Origin of the sequence: Streptococcus downei MFe28 (assembly GCF_900459175.1) — a bacterium.
Classification (GTDB): Bacteria; Bacillota; Bacilli; order Lactobacillales; family Streptococcaceae; genus Streptococcus; species Streptococcus downei.
Map to the genome: position 1 here is coordinate 1994283 of NZ_UHFA01000002.1, position 26770 is coordinate 2021052.

The window sequence follows — 26770 nt, forward strand, 5'->3', positions numbered from 1 at the left end:
AACATTCTACACAAATCCTATTTGACTTTGCAAGCTTTTTGGAATCTTAAGAAAATTGGACAGCTGGGTACTTGGGCTTTTCAAAAAGTGGGCAGCTTTATCCCTATATTTTTGAAGATTAAATGACAAAAGAAGAAGTTCACCGGAACTCCTTCTTTTTTACTTTATGTCAATTTCTCCACCATCACCAAAAACGGCGGGGTATTAACCTGATTGAGGGGCTGATAAATCATAGCGGTGAAGCGGGTCTGGTCCAGCTGGCTGATATAATCTAGGACGGCGTTTTTTTCTCGGTCACCGCCTTCATGGCCGTAATAAATCATAAGAGATAAGCGGCCACCGACTTCAAGACGCTCAAGGATTTTTCCGATTGCAACCAAGGTTGTGTCAGGCTTAGTGATGACAGACTTGTCAGCACTTGGAAGGTAGCCAAGATTGAAAATGGCTGCGCGGATGGGCTCGGAGACATACTTATCCAGATTTTCATGACCGTCCAAGATTAGTTCTGCATTGGTGAGATGCTGACTCGCCAAACGTTCCTGAGTTTTAGCAAGAGCCTGTTTTTGCACATCAAAAGCGTAGACTTTTTTGACTAATCCAGCCAGAAAAGCTGTGTCATTGCCATTTCCCATCGTGGCATCAACAGCGATGGCTTCTTTAGCTAAAACCTCTGCCAAAAAATCATGGGAGAGCTGCAAAGGCCGTTTGATCATAAGTTTTCGTCTCCTGTTAAAAATTGTCTGACCCTAGCTTGTTTGTCCTCATCAGAAACAACTCTATCACTAATTCCACTTTGCAATAAAGGTTGTTTACTCTTTACCAATTCTTTTTCTTTATTTTTGCGCAAACTTTCTTCTGCAATTGTTTCATACAATTCAAATCGTAAGGCAAGCGATGAATCATCTAATAAAGCGCTCGTCAATCCAAGGTAAATTGGCTCCCTACTCACTTTCCCCAGATGCTGACTGCACCTTTCAATAACACAGGTAGATTCGCCAATATAGAGCAACCGAGATCGCCCCTCTTTTTCTAAATAAATGCTATATATTCCAGCTTCAACGGCTTGATTAATCTGATTTTCAAAAAATTCAACTCTCAGTTTCATTTTTGCTATCCTTCCACCTTACAGCCCTGATAGGACCCCCGTTTTTCCATTTCACGGTCAATGGCATTGAGAACTTCCCATTTATTGAGGCTCCACATGGGGCCAATCAGCATTTCTCGAGGCGCATCCCCCGTAATCCGGTGGATAACCATGTCCTTGGGAATGATTTCCAACTGGTCACAGATAATGGAGACATACTCCTCTTGACTGAGCAGGTGCAGGCGACCCTCATGATAATCCCTTTGCATTCTGGTATTGGTCATCAGGTGAAGCAAATGAAGTTTAATCCCGTCAATATCATTATCCGTCACACAGCGACGAACATTTTCCACCATCATCTCGTGCGTTTCCCCGGGCAGACCGTTGATCAGGTGGGAGACAATTTCTACCTTGGGAGCTAATTCCCTGACTCGTTTGACGGTATCCACATAGAGCTGATAGCTATGAGCCCGATTAATCAGCTTGGAGGTCGCCTCATAGGTGGTCTGCAGACCCAATTCCAGAGTCACGTGCATCCGCTCTGAGAGCTCCGCTAGATAGGCAATGGTCTCATCAGGTAGGCAATCGGGTCTAGTCCCAATATTGATTCCAACCACCCCAGGCTCATTGATAGCCTGTTCGTAGCGCTCGCGAATGACCTTAACCTTATCGTGGGTATTGGTAAAATTTTGGAAGTAAACCAAATATTTATTGACCTCTGGCCACTTGCGGTGCATGAAGTCAATTTCCTTGTAAAATTGCTCCCGAATAGGAAGTTCCGGAGCAACAATGGCATCACCCGAACCCGAAACAGTACAGAAGGTACAGCCCCCATGGGCCACCGTCCCATCACGATTGGGACAATCAAAGCCCGCATCAATCGGTAATTTAAAAATCTTTTGCCCAAAAATCTTGCGGTAATAATTGTTGAGCGTATTGTAACGTTTTTCCATAGTTCCTATTATACCATTTTCACTTTTGAGACCAAAATTGGCCGACCAGTACAGATGACAGTGGCTAGCTTAAGAAAGTCCCTCAAGAATAATGAAGGAACCCCAGAAAATAGGGCAAGCTTAAGGTGCCAAAGCCAATTTACAAAGTTCTTCAAGGACAGCAAAAAAAGGGGCCTAGCCCCTTAAAATCAAGCTAGAATTAACGAGCTAAAGCCTTCCGAATCCTAGCTTCATGAATCATGATATAAATTAAGAGCAAGGCTGCCAGTCCACAGGCGCTGTAAATAACGATATTACTAGCCACCCAGCCAAATTTGGCTACAAGAATCCCAATCAGGGCCGTGGCCGAGGTTTCCCCAAAGATGTATTGGAAAAAGCCAATGAAACCTGTTGACGAACCGACCGCAAACTTGGGAACGACTTCATTAACCATGAATCCTACCAAGGTCAAGGGGGCATAAATCAGACTCCCCATAATAAAAAGCTAGCCAACTGAACAACAGCGACACAGCAAAAAGCACCAGCATTATGGGCCGAAGACCAGATGGCAAAGATTGTCCCCCGCAATCGTTTGCCCCACCAAAGTTGAATGGTCCGCTGACAGGCTGCTGCCCCCATGCCTTGAGCAATGGACATGATTAACATCAGGGCCATCATGATATAGAAATTTCTAGTGGCCCCTAGACCAATATTTAAAACTGCCGAGACAATGAGACCAGTCGCCAAATAACGAATGGTATTACTCTTATCACTAAGAGCCCCCATAAAGAGCTTGGAAATGGCATAGCCAACCCCGAAGCAAGACAAAACCAGACCAATCTGAGCCGTCGTATAGCCATAAGCCTTCATAATATCGTTTTGCTCTGTTGTAAAGATCAAGCGAATAATGTAGTAGCCAATGTAACCCAGACAGAGAGCTGCCAGAACACCTGTTTGATGCCAACGATAGCTGGATTTTATCCTATGGTCAGGAATCTTTTCAGTCGAGTCCAGTGCTGGTTGTAAAAATGGAAACATAAGAACCTCCTTCTAGCAACAAAGAGAGTCCTCATCTCCACTCCTGAATACGCCTACATTTTAGTCCTTCTCCTTCTGCACTTCAATGTCCCGTTGGGAAATATGACCAAAAAGAAATATTTCTCATTATTATCCAGCGCATGACAAAAAAGAAGTAAGACAGAATTTTGCCAACAAAAAAGATTGTTAGAAACGAGCTAACAATCCAATAAATTTTTCACCTAAACTTTATCATAGAGCAGGTATTTTGTGCTTTTTGGGGGTTTTCATAAAAAATCGCTATGGTCCTGCCATCGATTTTCTTGTCCTACTCCCACTATTTAAAAGTGGCTCTGTTAGAACCTAGATTTCAACCCCAAACAAATAGGGGCAAGCTCAATTTTGCTTATGCTTAAACCGCCACTCAAAACGGAGCTCGTCATAAAATGGAAAGACGAGATTGAGAATCCCATAGCCAAGAACAAAACTAGCTAGAACATCGGTCGGGTAATGCACCCCTAGATAAATCCTAGACAGACCGATTAGTAGAATGGCCAGCCCCAGCAGGAACTCCACGAGGTAGCGAGCATCTTTTCGTTTAATACGCTGGTGAGCAATAATAATCATGCTCCCTACAATTAACATCAGCACCAGGGAATGAGCACTCGGGAAAGAGTAACCCGTTTCCACCACTAAATGCTTAATAGAAGGACGAGGGCGTTGGTAGAGATTTTTTAAAGTGAGCACTAAAACGAGGTCAACAACCCCCATAAAAGCTAAAAGTCCCGCTTCTATATACCATTTTCTACCAATAAAGAAGCCAGCTACCACTACAAATAAAACCAGTAAGGTTGACGAATGCGTGATAGTCCTAAAGAAGGTTGTCAGGGGAGCCGGTAAATCACCCCGAATAGCAGACTGGACAGCTCGGTCAAAACCTTGAAGCGTTCTGGGATCGAACTTGACAATATAACCTAAAATAACAAAGATTAAGGCCGCAAAGCTGGCCCGAATAAAATACTTTTGACGATTATGCATGGTGCTATTATACCACAGCCTTTATAATTTGGCGATAAGGGGCTTGATGACCAGATAGAGCAGATAAAAGCCAAGGGCAAAAATGAGACCTTCCAGCAGGTTAAAAGGAAGCACCATGGCAAAAAGATAATTGGCCAGACCTAGGATAGCCTTAATATCAAAGCCAGCAAACTTGGCATAAAGAGGCACAGCATAGACATAATTTAAAATCAACATGGAAGCTGTTAAAGCTAAGGTCCCAATGAGAGAGCCTAGGATATAGGATTTGATGGTTTGCTTTTTCTTCCAAGTCAGACCCAAGGCTAAGACAAAGAAACCAAGGGCGATATAGTTCATGGGCATACCAATCAGGGTACCAACTCCCCCATTATGCAAGATTAACTTGAGAATGGTTCGCAGGGTTAAAACGGCAAAAGCCGACTTTATATCAAAAATCGCTAGAGCCACCAGAACTGGTAAAATCGAGAAATCCAGTAGCAAGAAATTTGCCCCTGGAATCAGCGGAAAGCTGACATACATAAGTAAAAAAGATACGGCCGACAAGATAGCGATATAGGCTAAACGACGCGTTGACTTAATAGATGTTGACATAAAAAATTCCTCCAATTTGTTGCAAATTGAAGGAGGCTAAGCATTTTTTCAACAAAAGAAAAATCAAGCCGACTAGGTCTATCCCCAGCTCAAAAATCTTTTGTAGCAGAAAAAAACTTGTCTCCTCCCTTCCAGACTTTACTGTCGGTTGTGGATTTGCACCACATCAACCCCGTAGGGTTCGCGGACTTCTGCTTTCTTTGAAGCCGTCACCGCCGGTCGGGAATTTCACCCTGCCCTGAAGACACCTATAGAATAGCAAAAAATGTCCAGGAAGGCAAGATTATAAGACTTATACTCTTCAAAAATCAAAACTATCCATCGTTAACTCACTTTGCCGTACCTGCTGAGGAAAGCGAAGCTTTCCCTATTTCCAACCTCAAAAGGTCTCCCAGACCTTTTGAGCTGCCTGCAGTTCGTGCGACGCAGAACAAAGTTGGTCGATTTCACCAATTTTGCGAGGTTAGTAAGGGAGCTAGGCAATCGCTGTGGAGATTGCCGTTAGCTATCAAGCCACTAGAGTGGCTGATAGCTTTGCTCCTTGCCTTGGCTATTTTTGATTTTTATTGAGTATTAAAAACCAGTGACCTTCTAAAATCTCTCCTTCATCCGGAATTTACAAAAAAATGTAAAATTCCCTTGACAAATAAAGTCAAGGAAACTATACTTAATTTGTAAAGTTAACTTAACGTAATTTGGGAGACACATCGTTATGAAGAATCACATTCAACAACTAAGAAAGGCTCAGAAGCTGAGCCAAGCTGAACTGGCGAGCCACCTTGGGGTTACTCGCCAAACCATCATCTCTTTGGAGAAAGGCCGCTACACAGCTTCGCTGGAATTGGCCTTTAAAATCGCTCGTTTCTTTAACCTGAGCATCGAAGAGATTTTTATCTATGAGGAGGAAGAAAAGGATACTTAAATCACTAGCCAATAAGGCTACAAGTCAAAAAGAATTCAAAAATCATTGACCAATTATATGACGCTACAAGCCGCTTACGCACTCCTTCTTCTGGAACCCCTATCGTTTTCAGACGATAACAAGGGACTTAAACTCTTGCTCTTGGGTGTGGAAATGGTCTGCTATGATATTATTTACAGAGCACATCTCTCAAGGGGTTCCAGCCGTCTCGCTCATTACTATCAAAAATTCCACTAATACCATTAAGGAGATTATCATGTTAAAAGATCTACTAAAACCAAATTCTAAAATGTCCAAAAAATCTTACAAGACATACCTACTCATCTATAGCATTAGCCTAATAGCTATTGGGGGTATTATTGCTTTGACCTCCGCCTCAATGACCCAAGATAAATACTTTGGTTATGGCCTAAGTACAGGCCTAATCCTGGGAGCCCTAATCGTAATTTACCGTACCCTTAGCCAAAAGCAATTTGAAAAATTATATTTAGATGCCTTTGATGAACGCAATCAATTTATCAACTCCCTCTGCTATAAGCTTATCTTTGTCCTAGAATTACTTATTCTAATGCTGACCTTCCTTATCAATCTCTATATCCCCCTCCACTTTAATTTTGAAAGAGTCCTGACATGGTCTTTGATTTTTCTGGCTTATGGCTACCTCATCATTCGCACCATCCTTCGCAAACTCGTATAAGGACTTTCAAGGCTAGTTTTTTACCAAAGCCAGCCTCAAGCGCATTCTACTACTGCAATTTTCCTTTATTAAACGATAAAAATCTCGAACCGATTTGGCTCGAGATTTTTATCCTTCTCCCTAGTTTATCTGGTAGGAAATACGGGGTTAAGATTTGTTGTGGCAGAGAAAGAGAGTGGAGAGCCCGTCTCCGCTAGACTACTTTAATTTATCATGCTCATAGGTATGGACTAAATCAAGGTTGGCAAAGTCTTGCTGGCGCAGGGCTTCATAGACAATCATGCAGACGGTGTTGGAGAGATTGAGGCTGCGGACGTGCTGGTCATTCATAGGAATACGAATGGCCTTGGTCACATGCTCCCTCATAAAATCCTCAGGTAGCCCCTTGTCTTCTCGCCCGAAGATGAAGTAATGGTCTTGGTCGTCTGCATAATTGACCTCAGAGTAGGTTTTCTGCGCAAACTTGGACACCAGATGGACCTGCCCCTGGCATTTGTCCAAAAATTCAAGGAGACTGTCATAAAAACGAATATCCAGCTTATCCCAATAATCCAGACCGGCCCGCTTCATCTTGCGGTCGTTAATAGGAAAGCCCATGGGCCGAATGATATGTAAGGGACTATTGGTAGCCGCACAGGTTCTGGCAATATTACCTGTATTGGCTGGAATCTGGGGCTCAAAGAGAACCACATGGTTACGACCTTGGGTCTCATGATAGTTTTCTTGAATAAAGGGTTGGACAACCATACCGTCTCTCCTATCAAAATTTTATTCTAACCTTTACAAAAAAATAACCACACTACTCGGAGTCGAGCTCAGCGAGTAGCATGGTTGGTGGTGGCTCATTAACTTAAATCATAACAGGTTTGATTTAAATCAACGAATCTTTATGATTAGTATAGCACTCTTAAGCAAGAAGTCAACCGATTTTGCCTAAAAGTATGTGTCTTACTTTTTGAGAAAGGGAATAAAATCCAACAATATCAACGGAAACAGTGCTATTTAACTTTTTTGAAAAATTTTATCAAAAAAGACCGAAAACAAATTTTCTTGTCCTCAGTCTTGACATTATCATTTTTTACCTGATATAATGGATTGACTGAGAAAGCAAGGCTCGTTTGCTTTTCTCGGTGGTGTTAGCGTTGTCGCACTAGCACCTTTTTTTGATTTCTTAATTGTCTATATTATAGCAAACCACGACAAAAAACGCAAGTGTTTTTTACATTTTTCTTGCGAATTTCCTTGATTTTAAAGGCCTTAATGGGAGTTGTGAGATTTTTTTGCAAGAAGTCCAATTAGTTTTTTGACCTGCTCTGAGCCAGGACGTTTGCCCCTAATCCAGTCTGTCCTATCTCCTCTCATCTGGATCCATTTCTGGGCACTTCCTGTCATAGCCACTTTTTTATGGTAATGGTCCAGCCACTCTCCCATAAAGAGCTCTCGCAAGGTACCTTCCTCTCGCTCAATAATCATTTGGCTCATGGTATCGGCACCAGCAGGGCTCCAGTACATCCCCCTCTTTTTCATCCTGTAGGTAATCTTCTTATGCTGGGTTTCCATAACGCCAATGCCCTTATGAGATAGACCTCTCAAGTGTGCTGGCTTAGTTTGAGGAAAACGACCTAACAATTTTCGTCTAAATTTGAGGACAGCCTCTAATTCAGTCTCATCCTCAACCAGGCTTTCTAAGGTATCAAAGGCGGTTATTAGATAACCTCGCTTGTGCTCTCTAATTCCCTTGAAAGTCAAGTCTAGTAGCTCTGGAGGATAAGGCTGAAAAAATTGCTTGATTTTCTCATTGAGGTGGTAGCTATCCCAAAAATATTCCACGTGCTTAATACCCAAGGCCTTACCAAATTCTTTAAAGGTAGCCTGACTGTAGCCGTGGCCACCGTCTGAATTACAGATCAAAATGGTTTGACTGGGAAACTCAAAATGATGATAGAGATAGTCCAAGGTCTGTTGTCTAGCCTTGAAATGAGAGGAGGAGATAAACTCCTTTTTGTTTTGGAGTTCATAACGATTAGGGCCGACCTGTTTTCTGCCAGTATGAATGACAAAGTGAGCCAAATCGGTATTATAGTTTTCTTGACTATGGTCAGTTGTTTTAACCATAGCCCCATCTCCTTCCAGATACACCTTATCGGCCACTATCTTTTGAGGAGCTTCATCCTGAAAATAGTCATAATCTTCTTTCATTTGGTGGAGCTGATTCCCCTTCTTAACGGCCTTTAAGACGTTATCTTTGGTCACAATAGTCTGATTGATTAACTCTAAGACCGTCCCAACCTTACGATAGGGCAGAAAAGTAGCTAAGTGGGCCAGCTGATAGACCATTTCCCTAGAAAATCGACTGTGCTTTTCTAACCCCAACTTCTCATCAACTGGAATCCTACACTTACCTCCCTTATACCAACGGTTTCGGCTAAACTCTATTTCACCAAAGATAAAGGTCACCGTTCGGCTAGATTGATTTTTGAGCGTATAATTTTTAGCCCTCATACTAGGAGCGATAAAGTCATCATAATCTTTGACAAATTTTAAAAATTGTTTCTGATTAGCTTCCTGAAATTCCTTGAGTAGTTCTCGTTCATCAATAACTGCTGTGTCCATCCTTGTCTCCTGTTTCTATAATGTCGCCCATTATAGTTGATAGACGTTGTATCATCTTTTCAGCAGGAAAACAATTCCTTAACACATGCTTTGAGGAATAAAAGAAAAAACCAGCTCCCTTTTTTGGGAGCTGGAAATCTAGAAGTTTTTGAAAAAATCATTAAGGAAATATGTATTTGTATTTACATGTTTCGTTTTTGGCTCTTGGATGACTTCTTATCCAAATCTTGTTCGGCCTTCAGTTCCTGGTACATGATGTAGTCCTTGACAATACCATCCCGATGATCCTTGAGAGTATTTCTCTCAATTCTGACCTCTTCAATCTCTTTTTTTAGCAGAGCTGGATCAGAGGTTTTATCGACCTTGGCCCTATCCAAAATTTGCCTGGCCGTTTCTCTCTGGTCGGGTTCAGTTTGATAAGAAACCAAGGCACCAAGTAATTCCTGGATCTGGTGAACTCGCTCGTCCAATTTAGCCAGTTCAGCATCCGTTTCTTTTAACTGCTGGTCAAATCGGTCTTGTAAAAATTCAAACTGACTAGCGTTGGTTACGCCGTTAATGGATAAAAAGTTCAGCTCATCGACCAGGCGATTGAGTTTAGAAATATGAGAGTTTTTTCTCAAAATGAGTTCCCCATTTTTGGCCGAAAGTTGTTTAATCAAGGTACTCCCTTTGATAAAACGGTTCTGTTCAGAATGGTCTTCATTCAAAAAATAAAAGAAGTCATTTTTCTTTAGGTAGGCGGTGAAGTTTCCCTTATCATCCTGGTCCAACATGCGAGATGGTATTGAAACGATTCCTTGGCGGTCGATACCAAAATCAACAGCAACATAGATGGATTGCGGTGTCATGTATTTAACCTGCCAGCTTTCAATCTCCAATTTCATTTCAAAGTCCTGGGACTTTTCATCTTGAAAGTTTTTAAAGCGAGCAGCGATTTCATCTGTCGGAAAACCTACTTGATTTTTGGCCAAGCGTTCCGCCATTTTTTCTAAACCATACTTGCCTTTTTTTGATAAAGTGCGGTCACGAATAGCTCTTTCTTGGTCACGGTCTAATAATTTGTAGGTGACATATTTTCCAGAAGTATCCATAGTCACATTCAAGTCTTTTGCTTTTTGTCTCAAGTCTTCCAGGGACGTGGAATACTTCAATAAAAAATCCAAACGCTCTTTTAAGTCGACTCGCAGACTATTCTTTTGTCGCCAGGCAGAATACTGCGTATAAGAATTTCTCAAATGAGGTTCTAGGATTTTGGCCCCTTGCAAGGCTGCATACTTGTCAGAAATCTTTTCCAAACTTTTCTTAGTGCCCTTTTGCCAGCGAAACTTTTTTAGCGTAACGGTATCTGTCGTATTAAAAATAATATGGTTGTGCAAATGCCCCCTGTCCATATGGGTCGCAATGACAAATTGATGATGACCACCAGTCAATTCCAAGGCGGTCTGTCGGCCAATCTCATGCACTTGTTCAGGTGTTAAATTGTCACTAGGTGCAAATGACTGGATGACATGATGAGCCATGACCCGATTGTCATTGTGTATATCGGACAGATCATCATTTCCTCTAAGTGCATCCACGGTTTTTTTCGTGATGATAAAATCATCATAGGTTGTTTGATTGTCTGATACATTGGTCAAGTCATAACCTGAGACCAACTTTTTACAAACATGACCATCTACCAAATCGTATGAGTAAGCAAAGTCATCTTGACTTTTGCCATCATCTTGTTTTAATGTTTTGGCCTCTTGTGTAATATAGGCAATCGCCCGTTTTAAATTTTTACTGGTCTTAATTTGTAAAACCTTAGTCACGACCATGAACTTTTCCCACCTTTCTTTCGTCAAATTCTTGATAAAGCACTTGACTTAATGCCTTAACTTCTTCCTGCAAAGCCAGCAATAAATCCTTGTCCAATTCTCCAAGCGTATTCGCAAACCGTGCAATCTGGTTCACGTTTTGACCAATAGCATTGACCTCTTTTCGCAAGGCCAACAGTTCTGAATAGTCGACTGTCACCACCTCACCATTGAGTAACATTTTAAGAGCAAACGACTGAAAAGTTTTAAGATTAGCCGCTGAAATTTTCCGTCGAATAATAGCTTCTTCATCATCTGTTACCCGTAATTTTATTTGTTTGTACCGTTTACGTTTTTTATCTTCCATCCGTTTCACCTTTCATCTTGATCCTGGAGGCAGCCCCTCTGAGGGAGGGGGGGCTTTTCTCTTGCAAGCATAGCAAGTGGGTACCCACTTGCCGAAATAAAAAGAAAATGAGCTCTACCATTAGGAAAATCCCTAACGCTATCAACTCATTCTTTTTATGTTTTTGGGAGAACCCAAACCCCTTTTTCGTCTCGCCTTGCTCAACGTTTTTTCAGGTGACAATCGTCACCTGGGGCTGGTCACTTTTTCAAAGTGACCGCTGGGCAAAATAAAATTTTGCCCATAAAATGAGGGTGCACTTTTTCAAAATGCACCCTATCAATTTTTATCATTGCCACCCTTACAAAAGATTTCTTGCGGGTGCCCAAGTTAAAATATCTTGTCGCAAAGTCGTGAATTCTTCTTCACTCATCTGCTTCAAAGTTTCTAAAGTTGTTTGATAATCTTGTGCCAAATCATCCAACTCAGTAGCAAGAAACTCTTGATAATCTGCTTTAATCATGGCTGTCATTCCTGCTTTATTTTTTAAAATGTTGGCTTGGTTAATTGTCTTTTTTCTGTCTAGCCAATCTGACATATCAAACAAGTAACCTTGTAAAACTTGTTCAGTTGTCATCATCTTGTCGGTCACTTCCATGGTTAAAGTCTCCTCCTCTTGTTGGTTGTAACAGTCGTCCCATTGATAAATGAGAACCTTGGCGGGACATCACTTCAAGGTTCTGTCCTCTTTTTTTGAGTCATTAAGGTCCTCAGATTTATCCGACTTAGTCGCCAGTTTTTCAGCCGTTTCTGCCTTAGCTTCTGCCAATGATTGACTAAAAACATCCTTAGGTTTTAAGGTTTGACCTTCTGACAAACTTTTATCTTTCACTTGATATTTGCCTAATTTTTCTTCAATTTGGCCCATCAGTTTTGTGGCTTGCTTTTGAATAGTCGCCAGTTGTAATTCAAAATTTTTCAAACCTTCTGGATTACGCTGCAAGTCCTTCAAGGATGAAAAATGATAATTTTCTTCCTGACTAAGTCCCAATCTGTGACTGACCAAATAGCCAACAGCTTCCGCTTGTAGACTGGCATTAAATTTTGGATGCTCGCCTTCAAAGGCCTTCTTTTGGTTTGAACGGGCCACATCAGACTTGGCCATTTGATAAACAATTTGACCTAAAACATCATTAGGTTTTGATTGCCCCTTTTGGAAATAGATGGTTTGTTTCTCTAAATCCAACTGACTTTTCTTTCCGTTGGCCAAGTCTTTACAATCAATTTTTAGTCCCTTATCATGGGCGGTTTCTTTCAAAATCCGGTAGATATTATTATAATCTTCACGATTTTTTGGTTGCCATTGTTTGGATGGAATTTGGGAAAGGTCTGCCCCCTTGGTTTGAGAAATATCAAATAATTTCTCTGTCTTAAACCAGGTTCGTGTCATGACTTCACCTGTCTTAGGATCCAATTTTGGTTGTCCGTCTTTATCCAAAAGTTTCTTCACGTTTGGGGCCGTAATATAGATTGCCTTTTCTCCTTTTTGAACTTGGCCACCAATTTTTTTCCAGCCGTGATAAGGTTTTAATCTCGTAGCTTGTGGGTATTGAGCCATAATTAACTCAAGGTTTCTAGCGGAATAATGGTCAAGATTTTCCATAGCATTGAGATAGTTTTTAAAGTTTTCAGGCTCGAAATAGCCTTGACGGACATCATCCAATTTGTGATTTAATTCTTCCAGTTGATGCGTTTTTATCAGCTCAGTTATGGCCATATCTCGCTTAGTTTCTCCTGCCTGACGTTTCTTTTCATCGGCATAGACATTAGAATTAGCATCCAAAGGGTCAGTCCCCTGAGCCACTTCTTGGCCGTCTGTGATACCATCTCCATCTGTGTCCGCTGAATAAGGATTGGTGCCCCGTGCCAGCTCCTCTTCGTCTGTCAAACCGTCACCATCAGAGTCTCTAGTCCGCAGCTCTCTTTGACGGTCTGTTTCACGCCTCATCTCTTCTTGAATCAGAGCTTGGTGTTCTAAGGCTTGATTTTCTTGCAAAATAGTCATCATCTCCTTACCATTATCCTTAACGTAAGTATCATTGATAGCCAGCTGCTCTAGCTGGCCATTACGTTCACGATAAACACCGAGGACGGTTTGTTTATCTAATCGTTCTAATTCTTCCCCTAATTGACCTTTTATTCTCATCACTGATGCTGGAATGAGTGCATCCTCTGTATTCCTAAAAAGAACTAATAGATCGCTGTCCTCTGGTGTTATTGCCTTAGACATATCAATATTATGTAGCTTTTCAACATCAGATAGGTCATTAAAAACAAAAGTACCTGTTTCAATTATCTCTGGCAACATAGGCAAAACTTTCATCTTATCTCTACTAGCTTCTGAGATTAAAATAGCATCATAATCACCTCTGCCGTAAGCAAAATCTTCTAATGCTTCAGTCATATTTCGATCAACTGGAGAAACACCAGCTAAGTGTGCAAAGTTATTTTTTCTAAATTCCATTTGTACAACTTCACTATTTCCTTTTTCATCCGAAATGAAATACGAAAGCTTACTATCAGCTATTTCTCTCAAGTACCATTGGGCCGTTGTTTGTAACGTTGGTGCAAATCTATTCAATCTACGAAGCTCTTTTGCATCTATTCCTTTATAACCTGGTTTTCTCGTTTGCACGTTCTCATTTTTAATGGTAAAATTTAATTGAGCGATGGCAGGAAAATCAGGTTGCGGTGGATCCGTAACAGGCTGCGATGCTGTCCTAGAAGAACTGAGTTCTTCTGAATAATCGGAAGTGCGATGAAATTCGCCCGCATCGCTAGACTCTTGGCTTTTGTTAAGAGTCTTTTTTTGGTCTCTTACCAAATCAATCTCCTCCTCACTAATCTTTTCTCTAGGGGCTTCTAAAGCCTCTTTTTCTGTCTCATGAGGGTAACCGTTGACATCCAAAAAGGCCATATCCTCTTGGGCACCTTGGATTGTTTCATGAACCTCACCAGTGACAGGATTTCCATATAGCGGTCTAGCATTTTCTGCCAATTCTTGGTTAAACTGTTCTTCAAAGGGATTAGCTGAGGTGGCTTGAGAGAGAATTGGATTTTCTTCGGTTATTTGTGCCAATGTAAGATAATCCTTTAGCAATAAACGGTCTAAAGACAGTCCTTTTACTAGTCCTTCCTTTTCTGATCCAACATCATAACGCAATTGATCTGTTAAACGCTCACCAGTTTCATCTAATAAGTAAAAGTATGTTTTATCATAGCCCTCAGCTAGGCTTTGGGCAGCATTTTGTGCCAGTAATGTCTGAGTAAACTCTTGATAAGGAATAACGTCACCTTCATGATAGTAATTAGTTAAGGTGGGGTTTTCTGAAAAATCAAAAAGTACTTGTAAGGCTTTTGAAGGCTCTGCCATAGTTTCTAATCCTTTCTCTGCTAGCTTCAACTGCTGCAGCAGCTCTTCAACTCGTTCTCTTTCCTTATCCGTTTTTGGACGGTACTTTTGGGATGGAACCAGGTTTCCTGACTCATCCATTTCCAAGGCAACCTTTCTTAGGCCTTTGACAAAGTAAGTTGTTGGCTGCTTCTGCCACTGGTTAAGCTCTCCAGCCTCTACAAGAGCCTGAGCGGTCGGTGAAAGTGTTACCTGGTCATTTCTACTAGCAATGGCTTCCAGTCGCTCTAGCTCCTTCTCATAGCGTTTAATGGTGGCTTTGGTATAAACAGACTCCCCTTTTTTGGATTTTTCAATTTCTTCTCTGATTCTAGGGATATTACGGACACTCATTTCAAGACCCGTGCCCTGTCGATTGAGCCCCAACTCTTTATTGCGGGCCCGTTCTTCTAGGCGTTCCACCCTTTCTCTCTGTTGCTCGATTTCCTGGTTTTTAGCCACTACTCGCCCATCTAAGCGATCAGCCTTCCTAAAGAAGGCATCACCGCCTCGCTTGTCATTCATGGGCTGGCCGCTGGTCTGCTTGTAATGGTCAAAGACCTTTTGGATGGCTTGGGACTGCTCTCCTTCTAAGCGTTCCAGCTTTCGCCTAGCTTGAGCTAAACGGCTATTATCTAAAGAGGGTTCAGACTTTTCTTGTTTGAGAAAGTCATTCCAGTCCATCTTTTCTTGGCCTTCCTTGACAGGCGGAAGGTCAGAAACAACTGGGATACCATCAGCCTTTAGCTTATCAATAAACTTACGGCCAGCCTCATCATTATCTACGGCCAGAGTGATAAGATTGGCATTTTTACCATCTTTAAAAGTAGTAGTCAAATTGACCAGCTCATCAAGATTGGTCCGCAGCTGTAACCGATTGAGGCTGTGACTAGCCTTACCATCTGTCAGAAGGTCTAGGGTATAATGGCTGATGGTCCCCTTTTTAAGGCCATCCATGGCCACTAAGCGGACATCTTGTAGGTCGTCCTTATGTACCTCATAATAAGACATCAGGTCGATTGGGGCCTCTGCAAAGACTAGGCGTTTAGGTTGGCCCACGTCAATAGAGAATCCTGATAAACCGTCAGAGCGTTTCATGATTTGCTTGAGGTGCCCTCTCTCGTGTATATCAGGATGATTCTCGATGCCTTGGAGACTAGCCCCAACCAATTTGCCATCGAGGGCTTTAGCTTTAAAGACAATGACAGGCTCTGATAGGTTATCTGCCTGGTAGTTAATAAAGTTAGCCTGAGCCAGGTTGCCTGATTGAATAAAGAAATCAATGGTTTCATCTGAGAGGCCTCGCTTATTTTTGAGGTAGGCTCTGGTCCTAGATAAATCCTGACTTTCAGCTTTGGCCAAATAATAAGAAAAAGGCTCAGCCTTTGGAAGGGGCTGAACCTCTATGGTATTAAAATTTCCTGTCCGCAAATAATCCGTGGCCTGTTTAAAAGAGATCTCCTCTCCCGTTTGTTCCTTACGGATTATTTGAACTAGGTTAATCGTGTTCCCCCCTGTATCCCGAGACCACCACATAAACCGATTCATTCTCGGGTTGATTTGAAAGCTGTCATGTTCTTTCCAAACATAATAATTGCCCTTTTGTTGGAGATCCAAGCCGAGTCCTTGAGCCACGGCCACAATATCCATACTAGTATATTGTTTCAATCGTTCTTGAAACTGGTTGGCCAATAATGCTTTTCTTTCTTGCGTTGCTTCTGCCATAAAACTAACCTCCTAATCTTTTTCCTCCTCTGCCAACTCAGGGAATTTCTCTAAAAATTCTGATCGATTGGCTAAAAAGGCCTTAACCACTTTTCTAAAGAGTGCTGCTCTTGTATCTCCAACCGCTCTAGCGACGTTATCAAAATTTTTTAAATCCTCTGGGTCTAAGTAGAGTGATACAGGGCACCGATGGCCCTTTTTTTGTAGTTTCTTTGCCATGTTTTTTTCCTATCCTTCAAATATTATCCTATCCTGCTTCTTCTTCCCAACTGGCCACTAAATCCTGTGGGGATTGTTCAGCTTGGGCGTTCTGAGATGGCCCTTCTGTGCTCATTTCAGAATTCTGGCTGGCCACTTCATCATCAATGGTTGGCGTAGAGGCCGCAAACTGATGATAGCCTCCCCCTCGTTCAAGCACTCGGGACTGATCAGTATTTTGCGTAAATTCTGCGATATCCTGATTCTTCATATCTCGGTAATAGGTATACCAATTAGCATCCCCAAAGCCACTGGACAAATATTTAGCCATCCTATGGTCCTTGACACTTGCCTTTTTATCTCTAAAGACATTTTGCTTAGAGATAAAGAGCAGGGCTTCATCAACCCCAATCCGAGCTACCTCGTCTGGAGTCAATAGTGGCCGCTGCTTAGCTTGGTAAGAGGTCGAACCTGAACGGTTACGGCCACGGCTTTCCGAATAATTCGCCTGCATAATGGTCTGTTGACCAGCCCGCATAGAAAAGTAATTCATGGTTTCCTTGTCATTAGTACCAAGGAAAAGAATGGAAGCACAGTTATTAAAGATGGTTTCCCAATCTTTTGGATAGACTTTCTTCAACTGGCTGATAGCCTGGATAATAATTTCAATGGAAATTTCCCGACTACGCACAGAGGCCTGAACCTCAGTAAAGTTAGGGATAGCCCCGATATTCGCAAACTCATCAATGATGACCCGCACGTGGAGAAGGTCATCAATGGTTAGGCCTTCGTCTTTTCGCTGACCTTGGATAATAGCATCCGCCCCATGAGTCAACTCCTCAAACATAAAGGCGAAGAGTATAGAAGCCAAGAAGTTAAAGGACTTGTTGGTTTCAGGAATTGCAATAAAGACGGCTGTCTTTTGCGTGTTCCAAGTCTCCATCTCCATAGAGTCACTAGAAATTAAATCGGTTACGGCCTCATGGTCAAAGACAGAATATTGGGCACTCATAACCGCAGTGACACTGGTTCTGGTTTCCCCACTAAAGTTACTATTAAACAAATCCCATTGACGGCAAGCATAGTTATCACCGATCCGTTTTTCCAGCTTTTTAAACAAAACCTCTAAGGGACTGGGAATGTCTGGATTTTCCCTTTGAACAATCCGCAGCAGTTGGGCGACTTGGGATAGATTAGGCGTATAGCCTCTCTCCTGACTATCAAAGTAAAGGTAGCCAATCAAAGACCTTGTTAAAAGCAAATTAGCTTGAATCCAGAAGTCTTCCCCTTGATTATTGGACTTCTTCGTTCCTTCTACAATCGCCTCTGTTAGGCGGTCAATATCCAGCTCTGATTTCATGTAGTTAAAGGGGTTGAAGGTATTGGAGTTGGTCATATTAACTAGGTCAAAGACCTTAATTTTATAGCCATTATCCTCCAGCATTTTCCCGACTTCATGAACTAAAAGGCCTTTGGGGTCTGTGACAACATAAGAAGCGTTCATCTGCATAATATTAGGCTTGACATAGTTATAGGTTTTCCCGTCACCAGGTAATCCATCAACTAAAACATTTTTATTTAATTGTTTATCATAAGGCAAACGGCTATTAAACAACCCCATCTGAGCCTTCTTGGTAAAGATGATATTGTTTTGCGGGTCTTTATCCTCGAAGGATTTCATTTCCTTTTTTGTAGCATAGCGAGCTGACCCGCTTTCTTCTCCACGCCGATAGGTTCCACCTGGCGTAAAGCGGAGGTAGAGCACCATGGCTAGAATAAAACCAATGGCAGCTGCCCCCAGGGCAAACTCGGAAGTGTCCCATAAGAAATAAGGTCGTTTCAGAAAATGGTCTAAGGCGTAAGGAAGTTGAGCAAAGGGGTCTATCACTCCCCTTGGTTTGGGAGCAGCCCGAAATTCAGCTACCAATCGGTGGCAGAGGTAAGCAAAGACCAGACCGACAATAACATAGGGCCAAAATTTCCGACGTTGTCTAAGCATCTATTTCCCCTTTCCTTTCATCTTGTCCAGTTTAGGCTTCTTGGCCCCTTTAGACATCATGTTTTTAACAGTATCCTTAGCCTCTTTGATTTGTTCTTTAAGAGGCTTATCCGTCTCTTTCTTGGCCACTTTATCCAAAACCTTCTTAGGGTCTTTCAAAATAGTATTTTTGACCTTTTCACAAGCTGCCTCTAGGACCTTTTGGTCCCTGGCTTTAAACCAGACATTGACCTTGCCATCTTCCAATTCTTCAAAGGCAAAATTGATATGATACTTTTTCAATTCATTTTTCAGTTTGGTCAGGTTAAGTTCACTTTGGGCAAACTGTAGATAAGCCTTATTTCCCTTAGCGTGTTCCATAAAGGTATGGACATCCTTTTCACCAGTTGATAACCGCTTTTCTCGTTTGGCCTTGACCCATTCTGCTGTTCCTTGAGCCAAGTAGGCCATCATTTTAAAGAGTTCCTCTCCTGTTCGTAGGCTGACCTGAGTAAATCGGTTCGTTATTTCTTTTTGGTCCATTGAAAAACCTCCTCATACAAAAATAAAAAGGGCCTAAGCCCTTGTAAAAGATTATTAACTTGGATAAGCGGATAACTTAGGAGCTGTCGTCACTTGGTAACCATAGTCCGAAGACTTATCATCCTTGACTGTGAAGGTTACCCGTTCGGTTGAGACCTTACCGCTATCATCTTTGAGGCCACAAACATAGGTCACGGTGTACTTGCCATCTTTGGCCTTTATACTTTCCATCAAAACACTGGTAGGTGTTTTGATGTCTGTTTTTAGTTTGGCCTTATCAATATCAGGAGCCGCATAGGTCTTGATTTCATCGGTTTGGTTGAAATAAGCTCCTAGGAAGTAACGGCTAAAGACATCAACCCCGTGTTCGTCAAAAGCATTAACCTGGACGGTTTGACTAGATTTAGGTTGGCCAGTCCCAGTCTTAGCGGCTCTTAGCTTCTTGGCATTCTCAGTGCTGATAAAGAAGCTCAGCAAACCAAGCAAAAGAGCCAGACCAATAACGGTCCCTTTTAACATTGTCACTAAGAAGCTAAAGGGACTTTTGCGAGGAGCTGCTGGCTCTTGTCGGACAGTTTTTCCCTGGGAGTGTTTGGCTGGAAGGTTTGAGCTCTTAGAATCTCCACCAGGCAGCAAGCCTGATAGTAATCCCTTTCGAGGTTCAGCCTGCAGGCCAAAGTTGGCCAAGGCCTCCTGATAATTGGTGCCTTCTGGCATTGGGAAAACGAGTTTTGTCTGATCAAGGATGTTGCCTTCCTGGTCTACCTGTTGCAAAGTCAGCTCCGTGGTAATATTCATCTGTAGGCAACGGTTTTCCTCGCTCTCAAGGCCAAGTAAAAGGGCATCACGGTTAGGAAATTCTTGCGTTTTTCCATCGATAGAACTGGTGTATGTAAACATTAAGCCTCATCCCCTTTCTTGAGTTGGTCTTTGTTGGTTTCTAAGAAATCTTTTAGGTCTTCCATCGATAGGCCATATTCTTTTAAAATCGCCTGTTGTTGTTTGATTTCTAGTTGGCTAAGTTCTGCCTCTAGGCTTTCAATCCGCTTTTGGGAGGCCGCAACCTTTTCCTTGTGCTTAGCAATTTGAACTTGCTTACTAGCAATCTGTTCTGTCAAGGATTTTTTCTTGCGGCGGGGTTGGTTAGCTTGATTGTTAAAGTCTGTCATTGTTTTTCTCCGTTTCTAAAATGTCTTAATCGTTGTCACTATCGGTATTGGTATCCGTGGTACTGTCAGCATCACTTGAACTTGAGCTACTAGAACCTGGAATTACCGTTCCATAAGAGAGGGTACCGTCACTACCACCACCATTGGAAGAGTCCGCAATCAAAAGGGTAGACATATCATTGAGCAGGTACTTCCCGTTGGTATTGGTATAGCTTAACTTCATGGTTAATTTATTGTCAACGTCAAGTTGAGCATCCTTCTTAGAACCCTTGGTCTTATAAATATCATTGGTATAGCGGACCGTAACAATAGCCGTCTTATCCGCCTTATCAATATAGATTTGGGCACTATCAAATTTGAAATTTACCACATAGCCCTTATAGGTTTGATTGGTAGGCTCATCCTCTTGCGAAATCGTACCATTATAGAGACCATCCGTCATAAAGGGTTTATAGCGGTCTCGGTTTTCGCCTAAGTCCTTCTTGGTGTAGTAAGCTATCAAAAACTGTTTAATATAGTCATCGGTCAGCTCTGACCCTTGGGCCATTTTGTGGCTCTTTAGCTGCTTGGTTTGCGTTGTGCTTCCTTTATGGCCAATCTGACCAAAAGAAAATCCCAAGAGAAAGACCACGATAACGGCTACAAATACGCCAACCGTCTTGAAAAATTTAACTTTCACTGTATCAATCATATATACTTTTTCCTTTCTTTAGTGCCCTGGGGGCATGGTAAAGCTATAGTAGCTCGCATTCGCCACCACTCGATAATGGACCTGAGACTGGTTGCCGGCATAGTTGAGTTCAGAGACTAGAAAAGTCCCATCATCGTTGACGGCTTCTACGAAGCTAACATGTCCGTAGTCTGCCATGGTCGAATCAAAACCACCAGCCGTGGACATAACTGCCCCGACTTCTGGTTTTCCTGTAGCTCGCCAACCATATTTACTGGTTAGACTTCTGACCCAGTCTTGACCATTCCCAAGATAATTATCAACATCAATATTCCAAGTTTCATGTATCCGATTTTTAACATAGAAGGTACATTGACCTTGAAGATAGATATTACCTGGGTAACCTGTAATACAGTTTTGACTTGGCTGCGACCACTTCAATTTAGAGTCATAGCCAGATGGTAAACCAAAGGATGAGGCCTTGGTGCCACCAGGGCCCGAACCTGTTCCTGAACCGCCATCCTTTTTAATGGAGCCCTTAAAAACGTCGTTCCACTTTTTAGCGTCCTCTTGAAGCTTCTCGGCCTTTGTCTGCCCATCAGACAAGGCCACCCCTTCATAGTGCTCAGAAAAATAGAGAGCAGCGGCTCCAGAATCCTTGGCCGTTCGAAGGTAGGTCTTTACTGGACTATAAGCTCCAGCCAGTTCCGCCTTCAGCAAAGCCAACTCAGTTTTAGAGTCCAGAGTTCTGCTCGGAGCAGATCCCCAGCGGTTCCCATTGATTTGACTGGACCAGCCCGACCACTGCAGGTAACCAGCGACTCCCCCTCCTGGGTTAACCGCTTTAGGATCTAAGCCCGATTCCCTTTCGGCAATGGCCAAAACAGCCGTTGCCCCTTCCAAGGTGGCCCCTTCTTCTCCCATCATATGATTGAGAATATCAATCGCATCCTGAGCCCTCTCTTTCGAGATATTAGCTTTTTGAGCGACCTGATCAGCGCTCAAGCTGGTCTTCCCACCGCCAGCCGTTGAGCCTGACTTGGTTTGTTGGGTGTATTTGACAAACTGGAAGTAAAAGCCAGGGTTCATCAGCATCCAAGACTCTTTATCATCCTTCCTGGTAAAGACATAGTCTTTCATCGAATGCTTGACCTTAACTTTTTTCCCCTTTTCCGCCGTTTCATACTTTTTAGCGTAGGCAACCCGTTGGCCATTAGCAACCTGGCTATCGGTTGATTGGCCAATTTCATCACCAGTCTTTATCTTGTCACCGTCTTTAACTCGGACCCCCTTTACACTGAAATACATAAACTCCGCATTTTTCGTTTTGATAACGACATTATTTTTGGACTTTTGCTTTTCAGGATTGTCACCTTTTAGGTCGGTGTTGGTCAATTCAACGGTGCCATCCATTACTGCGTAAAGTTTAGTATTTTTATCACATTGGAGGACCGTATCCGTCTTAAGCTCCTTACCATAATAGCCGTACCGCTCATTGATCGTTACGGTTTCTTTTTCTTTATCTTCCTCCTTTTCCTTATCAGACTTGTCTTTGTCTTTCTTCTTATCCTTACTATCATCAGGCGGATTGAAAGGATCTTCTAGCTCTTGCATATTAGGATATTTCCCGACTTCCTTTTGATTATCAAGAATATCCTTATAGTCATCCAATTCATCAGAGTCCAGCTTAATCCACTTGACATCACTATTCTTACCATAGAGGTCCGCCATGGTTTTAGGATTGTCAGGGTCCTTATACATATTCTTCCAAATATCGTCCAAGGCATCGTAAAAGTGATTAAAGTGCATAAAGCCAGCGATTTTCCCACCTCGGCCATCATCCCAAGTGGCATCAGGTTCCCACTCACCACCGTAGCGGTAATTCATATAAAGAAGCACAGAGTCAATGTCGGTATAATACTTATCATCGCCTGAACTCTTTTTAGCATCCGTTTGGGAGATTTGAACCCAAGACTGATTAAGCGTGTACTCTGTCTGCTGGACCACGTTGGTAGGGAAGATAGCCGTCACCAGGATAACAACCAGTAGCAACAAAGCTCCAATCCCAGCCACAAACCAAGAAATAGGGTTAGAGAAAATAGCAGCCGTAGCCGATTTAACAACCGTCCCAACGGCTTGAGTAGTAAATTTGGCAAGAGCTCTCGTCCCTTTATAAGCCGTCTTAGCGGTCCAGGCAGTACCCTTGGCCGCATACTTTCCCGTCCGATAACCAGCCTTTGCCGTTCTCTTGGCTTGGCGGACGTTACGTCGAGCTTGGACAACAGAGCCTAAAGTATCATCCTGGCTAAGAGCACTCTCTAGACCATAACGGGTCGCTTGGCGGACACTGGTCTTGGCCCAACGGCCAACCCGTTGTGTTTTGGTCGGATGGACCTTCTTAATTTTCTTAGAGGTCTTTTTAGCAACTTTCTTATCCTTTTTGGCCTGGTGTTTGGTTGCCTTAGCAGCCTCAAGTTTCTCAGATGATTTCTGGTCCCCTACCTTTCCAAAGGTCTTTTTGGCCTCAACTTTGACATTTTCCTTGGCTTGTTTAACGACATTTTTAGCTTCTCTGTAGTCCGCCTTAGCTTCCTTGTAATTAGCCTTAGCCTCTTTTTGGGCAGCCCTTGGTTTGAGTTGCTTTAGTTCAGCGGTATTTTGCTTAACCTGCTTTCTGACCGAGGGGCCTTTCTTAAGCAGCTCCTCTCCTGACTCGTGTTCAGCCAAACAATCATCTCCTTTCTTTGTACTAGCAAGCCTAAAAAAGTACTGCGTGACCACAAGACTTAGCCAACTGGCTAAATCCTCTGATCACACAGCACTTAGGCTGTATGGTGATTAGTTAGATGGGACAGCTGCATAAGCATCTGTCTCTAACAAATTAAAGAGTTGGGTGTTCTTAGGAATTGGATTTTCAAATGGAACGACAACATCACCCGCAATAATTAGGCCAGTCCCTTTAGCTTTCGGTTTGAGGACATACTTCTCTAGCTCTGGGGTTAGTGAAGTAATGGCACTCTTGAGTTGTTCAAGTGCATCTGGCTTTTGCTTTAACAGAATAATAAACTCGCTATTTTGGAGGAGCTTCCGACCTTCTGACCTCTCCAGCAAGGTTTCAGGGTGCTGAGTAATTCCCGTAGGAATTGCCCCGTATTTCCGTACCCGTGCATAAAGGTCCGTAAAGAAGGCAGCCTGGTTATCTGTCTGAAATTGATATTGCATTTCGTCAAAGAATAAGTGAGTGGTTAATTTTCCTTGATTATCAACAACTTGGTTCCAGATATAGTCTTGAACCACCATTAGAGCAAAGGGCTTGAGCTTCCCAGTTAGTTTTTTCAGGTTGAAAATGATGAAACGGTTAGACATATCTACATTGGTTTCATAGGCAAAAATATTTTGCGACCCAATCGCATAAGATTCAACCTTTTCAGCCAAATCTTGAGCCCGTTCTCCAGGCTGTTCGGATAGAATTTTATACCAGTCCTTGAGAGTAGGTGTTCTATCTGTCACCTGTTCATAGGACAGACGAGTGACACGGTCAATCAAGCTAATATCGCCATCCTCTACCTCTTTCAGAATGTTTTCAAAGAGTCCCATAATCAGATTGGATTTTTGACCAATCGAATCCACATCATCAACGGCCAGCTTGTCCGCATCTGGCAAATCCATCACGTTTAAATGAGTAGCAGACCCAGGGTAAATATCAATGATTTGGGCACCAAAGGCACGTCCAATTCCCGTATATTCTTCTTCAGGGTCAACGATAACGACCCTGTCCCTAGTGTATTTGAGCAAAGTAGGAATAACTTCTTCACCCTTTACCGTGAAAGACTTCCCTGAACCAGAAGACCCAATGACAACACCAGAAGCCGTGTTTAAATCCCTCTGCCGATCAACCGTAATGATATTATTAGAAATTTGATTCTGGCCATAGTAGACAGCAAACGGGCTATCAGATTGCAGGTCAACGTTGGTAAAAGGAATTTGCGTTGCCAGGTTAGAGGTCGTATAATCCCGAACAGGCTTGATAAAAGCGGACTTAACGTCTAAATAGTTAACCCCAATTGGTAGAATAGCATTGAGGCCATCTTCTTGATGATAAAAGGCTTCCTCAAATTCAACCATATGCTTACGACCAGCGGATTTAACCCGATTAGTGAATTCATCCAATTCTCCTTGACTGTCTGCCTTAATAAAAACTTGGATAGCTCCTGTAAAAATCTTTTGGTCGTGCTGCTCAATTTCTTCCTTCCATTTTTTTGATTCCTCTGAAACAGTCTTAGCTTTACCAGAGCCTGCCAATTCATTAGAAACACCCTTTTGGGCGGCTTTCATTTGTGCTTTGATTGTGTCCATATTGGCCCCAGCTTCCGCAGTATTAATTTCTTTTAAAGCAGAACTAATATCCTTGGGTTGGGCATGGATTGAAATGGCCAACTCAATCCCAATGTCAATTAAGGACTTAATCAGCTTATCGTTTAGGAAGGAGGGATAATCCCTAGCATAAAGAACTCTTGCCATTCTTTTATTTAACAACATATGGTCGCTTGGAAATTTAAAGCGACCAGGGGCAATAAAGGATTTTGTCGTTAATCCAGATAAGGCAACGTCTTGATAATTGACATTAAGATAGGGATTATCCCGTAATAAGTCAGAGAAAATATTTAGTCGCTCAGTCCCATTGAGTGGACTAATAGGGACATCAATCGTTTGAAATTGAGTTTCAAATGATTTTTGAACATCATTTAGATTTCGGTAGGCTTGCTTACGATCTCTGGCCTTGGTGCTAACCGTGATAAATTTTTCGACCTTAAAGTTATTCTGGTCTTTCGCAAAACGAGAATTGATAAGGTCGTTATATTCTTCACGATAGCTATCATACCCATCACCTTGCAAGTCATAAGTGATATTCTCTAGCATGGTTGAAGGGACAGGACGATTGAGAATGAGTAGCTGATAATGGTTTTCTGGATCTAGCCCATTCAAACAATAAGCATAGTAGTCAATAATATCTGAACGAGTTTTCTCAGTCGCTGTAATATAGTTGGTATCTCCTAACAGATAAGTTTTAGAGTAAGTTTCATCTGCCACGTGCATTAGGCCATCTGCAAACTGAGAGGTATAGCGAATGGTATTTTGACTGCTAGGTTTCATGGCTCGTCTCAGTTGTTTCTGCCGTGCTTTTTCCTCCATGCTTAATTTAATCCCATTCATGGACATTTTTTGATTGAACAAATTTATCATTAAATCCCTCACTTTCATATTCTGTCATATAAGCTCGTTCTTGAATGGTAAATTGAAATTTAACCCATTCAGTAATCTTGCGATCCCACTTAAACCCAACAGCAACGAATGGAGCCGCAATAATGACTCCAAGATAAATAAAAATATCAGGCCAACCCGCAATGGACATCCAGGCAGCTAAACCACCATAAAGTAGAACTCCTACTATCATGACTACCATCCGCCATGTAAACGGCCCTATAATCCCCCGTTCAAAGCCGTCTAATGTTTTTAAAAAATTAGACCCTAACTGGTTCATTAGTAACCTCCTTCCTTAAATAAATAGTCCGTGCCTTATCCCAAGCACTTGTAAAGTCAATGGGAATTTCTTGCCCTTTCAACAAATTACTAAAGCCATATTCATCCAATTGAATATAGCCATTTGTTCTAGGAACTTGGCTAACGTAAATAGTCACTTTCGAAGACTCCTGAGAAGAGACAAGACCTTTTAGTTTAACGGTAACCTGACCCTTTTCTCCCAGAGTTTTAACATCTGCCTCACTAAGGGTAAAATGGTCATTTAGCTTTACAGGTTGCTTTGGCTTTGGACCAGTGGCAACCTTTTGTGGTGCTGGCTTAGCCCTTGCATTAAACAGGATAACCGCACCAATCACTACCACCCCTACCCCCAATAAACACCAAAGCCAAATTGCTTTTGACATCTTGACTTCCTCCTTCCATCAAAAAAGCCCATCTAGTATCTGACTACTAAAT

At 42.2% G+C, this 26770-nt stretch carries 23 protein-coding genes, 1 pseudogene and 1 riboswitch; of the genes and pseudogenes, 2 read left to right on the forward strand and 22 right to left on the reverse strand.

Annotated elements, in window-relative coordinates:
* Positions 1-164 precede the first annotated feature (164 nt).
* The 6 genes and pseudogenes from mnmM to DYE66_RS09550 form a co-directional block, all read right to left on the reverse strand.
* Complete coding sequence (mnmM, locus tag DYE66_RS09525; protein WP_002996656.1) at positions 165-713, reverse strand: tRNA 5-(aminomethyl)-2-thiouridylate-methyltransferase MnmM; 549 nt, start codon at positions 711-713, stop codon at positions 165-167.
* Positions 710-1105: a hypothetical protein gene (locus tag DYE66_RS09530; RefSeq protein ID WP_019782931.1), complete on the reverse strand. Its 396-nt coding sequence runs from the start codon at positions 1103-1105 to the stop codon at positions 710-712. Before DYE66_RS09530 ends, mnmM begins: the two co-directional genes overlap by 4 nt.
* 5 nt (positions 1106-1110) lie before the next feature.
* Positions 1111-2037, reverse strand: a complete 927-nt coding sequence (gene mnmL / locus DYE66_RS09535) for a tRNA modification radical SAM protein MnmL/YtqA (protein ID WP_002997160.1) — start codon at positions 2035-2037, stop codon at positions 1111-1113.
* A 199-nt stretch (positions 2038-2236) separates the two neighbouring features.
* Positions 2237-3054, reverse strand: a pseudogene (locus tag DYE66_RS09540) (MFS transporter).
* A gap of 375 nt (positions 3055-3429) precedes the next feature.
* Positions 3430-4071, reverse strand: coding sequence for a phosphatase PAP2 family protein (locus DYE66_RS09545; protein WP_002997428.1), 642 nt, complete (start codon positions 4069-4071; stop codon positions 3430-3432).
* A 21-nt stretch (positions 4072-4092) separates the two neighbouring features.
* Positions 4093-4662 carry an ECF transporter S component gene (locus DYE66_RS09550; RefSeq protein WP_002997359.1) on the reverse strand — a complete coding sequence of 190 codons (570 nt, stop codon included), beginning with the start codon at positions 4660-4662 and terminating at the stop codon, positions 4093-4095.
* A gap of 115 nt (positions 4663-4777) precedes the next feature.
* Positions 4778-4912: riboswitch (FMN riboswitch) on the reverse strand.
* A gap of 462 nt (positions 4913-5374) precedes the next feature.
* On the opposite strand from DYE66_RS09550, the gene DYE66_RS09555 reads away from it, so the two are divergent.
* Together DYE66_RS09555 and DYE66_RS09560 are read left to right on the forward strand one after the other, a co-directional pair.
* A complete protein-coding gene (locus DYE66_RS09555; protein WP_002997299.1) occupies positions 5375-5584 on the forward strand; it encodes a helix-turn-helix transcriptional regulator in 210 nt (69 codons plus the stop codon).
* A 163-nt stretch (positions 5585-5747) separates the two neighbouring features.
* Positions 5748-6281, forward strand: a complete 534-nt coding sequence (locus DYE66_RS09560) for a hypothetical protein (protein WP_002996850.1) — start codon at positions 5748-5750, stop codon at positions 6279-6281.
* A gap of 198 nt (positions 6282-6479) precedes the next feature.
* On the opposite strand, the gene DYE66_RS09565 is transcribed toward DYE66_RS09560, so the two are convergent.
* The 16 genes from DYE66_RS09565 to DYE66_RS09640 all read right to left on the reverse strand — a co-directional run bounded on the left by DYE66_RS09565 (position 6480) and on the right by DYE66_RS09640 (position 26718).
* On the reverse strand, positions 6480-7028 hold the full coding sequence (locus DYE66_RS09565; protein ID WP_002996741.1) for a tRNA (cytidine(34)-2'-O)-methyltransferase: 549 nt from the start codon (positions 7026-7028) through the stop codon (positions 6480-6482).
* Between the two features lie 510 nt (positions 7029-7538).
* Complete coding sequence (locus DYE66_RS09570; protein WP_115325145.1) at positions 7539-8894, reverse strand: ISLre2 family transposase; 1356 nt, start codon at positions 8892-8894, stop codon at positions 7539-7541.
* A gap of 182 nt (positions 8895-9076) precedes the next feature.
* A complete protein-coding gene (locus tag DYE66_RS09575) occupies positions 9077-10714 on the reverse strand; it encodes a helical hairpin domain-containing protein (protein ID WP_115325146.1) in 1638 nt (545 codons plus the stop codon).
* A complete protein-coding gene (locus tag DYE66_RS09580) occupies positions 10701-11060 on the reverse strand; it encodes a plasmid mobilization protein (protein WP_115325147.1) in 360 nt (119 codons plus the stop codon). Before DYE66_RS09580 ends, DYE66_RS09575 begins: the two co-directional genes overlap by 14 nt.
* A gap of 340 nt (positions 11061-11400) precedes the next feature.
* A complete protein-coding gene (locus tag DYE66_RS09585) occupies positions 11401-11697 on the reverse strand; it encodes a hypothetical protein (RefSeq protein WP_115325148.1) in 297 nt (98 codons plus the stop codon).
* Positions 11698-11766: 69 nt separating this feature from the next.
* Positions 11767-16215 (reverse strand): PBECR4 domain-containing protein, encoded by a 4449-nt coding sequence (locus DYE66_RS09590; RefSeq protein ID WP_115325149.1) that lies wholly within the window; start codon positions 16213-16215, stop codon positions 11767-11769.
* 12 nt (positions 16216-16227) lie between these two features.
* Positions 16228-16434: a hypothetical protein gene (locus DYE66_RS09595; protein WP_019786334.1), complete on the reverse strand. Its 207-nt coding sequence runs from the start codon at positions 16432-16434 to the stop codon at positions 16228-16230.
* A 28-nt stretch (positions 16435-16462) separates the two neighbouring features.
* Complete coding sequence (locus DYE66_RS09600; RefSeq protein WP_115325150.1) at positions 16463-18412, reverse strand: VirD4-like conjugal transfer protein, CD1115 family; 1950 nt, start codon at positions 18410-18412, stop codon at positions 16463-16465.
* Positions 18413-18934, reverse strand: a complete 522-nt coding sequence (locus DYE66_RS09605) for a DUF3801 domain-containing protein (RefSeq protein ID WP_115325151.1) — start codon at positions 18932-18934, stop codon at positions 18413-18415.
* Between the two features lie 54 nt (positions 18935-18988).
* Entirely contained in the window at positions 18989-19834 is an 846-nt protein-coding gene (locus tag DYE66_RS09610; RefSeq protein ID WP_115325152.1) for a hypothetical protein, read from the reverse strand.
* Complete coding sequence (locus DYE66_RS09615) at positions 19834-20103, reverse strand: hypothetical protein (RefSeq protein ID WP_115325153.1); 270 nt, start codon at positions 20101-20103, stop codon at positions 19834-19836. Before DYE66_RS09615 ends, DYE66_RS09610 begins: the two co-directional genes overlap by 1 nt.
* Before the next feature lie 25 nt (positions 20104-20128).
* Positions 20129-20794, reverse strand: a complete 666-nt coding sequence (locus DYE66_RS09620) for a hypothetical protein (RefSeq protein WP_115325154.1) — start codon at positions 20792-20794, stop codon at positions 20129-20131.
* 18 nt (positions 20795-20812) lie between these two features.
* A complete protein-coding gene (locus DYE66_RS09625; RefSeq protein WP_115325155.1) occupies positions 20813-23500 on the reverse strand; it encodes a phage tail tip lysozyme in 2688 nt (895 codons plus the stop codon).
* A gap of 111 nt (positions 23501-23611) precedes the next feature.
* Entirely contained in the window at positions 23612-25987 is a 2376-nt protein-coding gene (locus DYE66_RS09630; protein WP_115325156.1) for a VirB4-like conjugal transfer ATPase, CD1110 family, read from the reverse strand.
* A complete protein-coding gene (locus DYE66_RS09635; protein WP_019786342.1) occupies positions 25974-26315 on the reverse strand; it encodes a hypothetical protein in 342 nt (113 codons plus the stop codon). The genes DYE66_RS09630 and DYE66_RS09635 overlap by 14 nt, the downstream gene beginning before the upstream one ends.
* Positions 26296-26718, reverse strand: coding sequence for a hypothetical protein (locus DYE66_RS09640; protein ID WP_115325157.1), 423 nt, complete (start codon positions 26716-26718; stop codon positions 26296-26298). Before DYE66_RS09640 ends, DYE66_RS09635 begins: the two co-directional genes overlap by 20 nt.
* Positions 26719-26770: the final 52 nt, after the last annotated feature.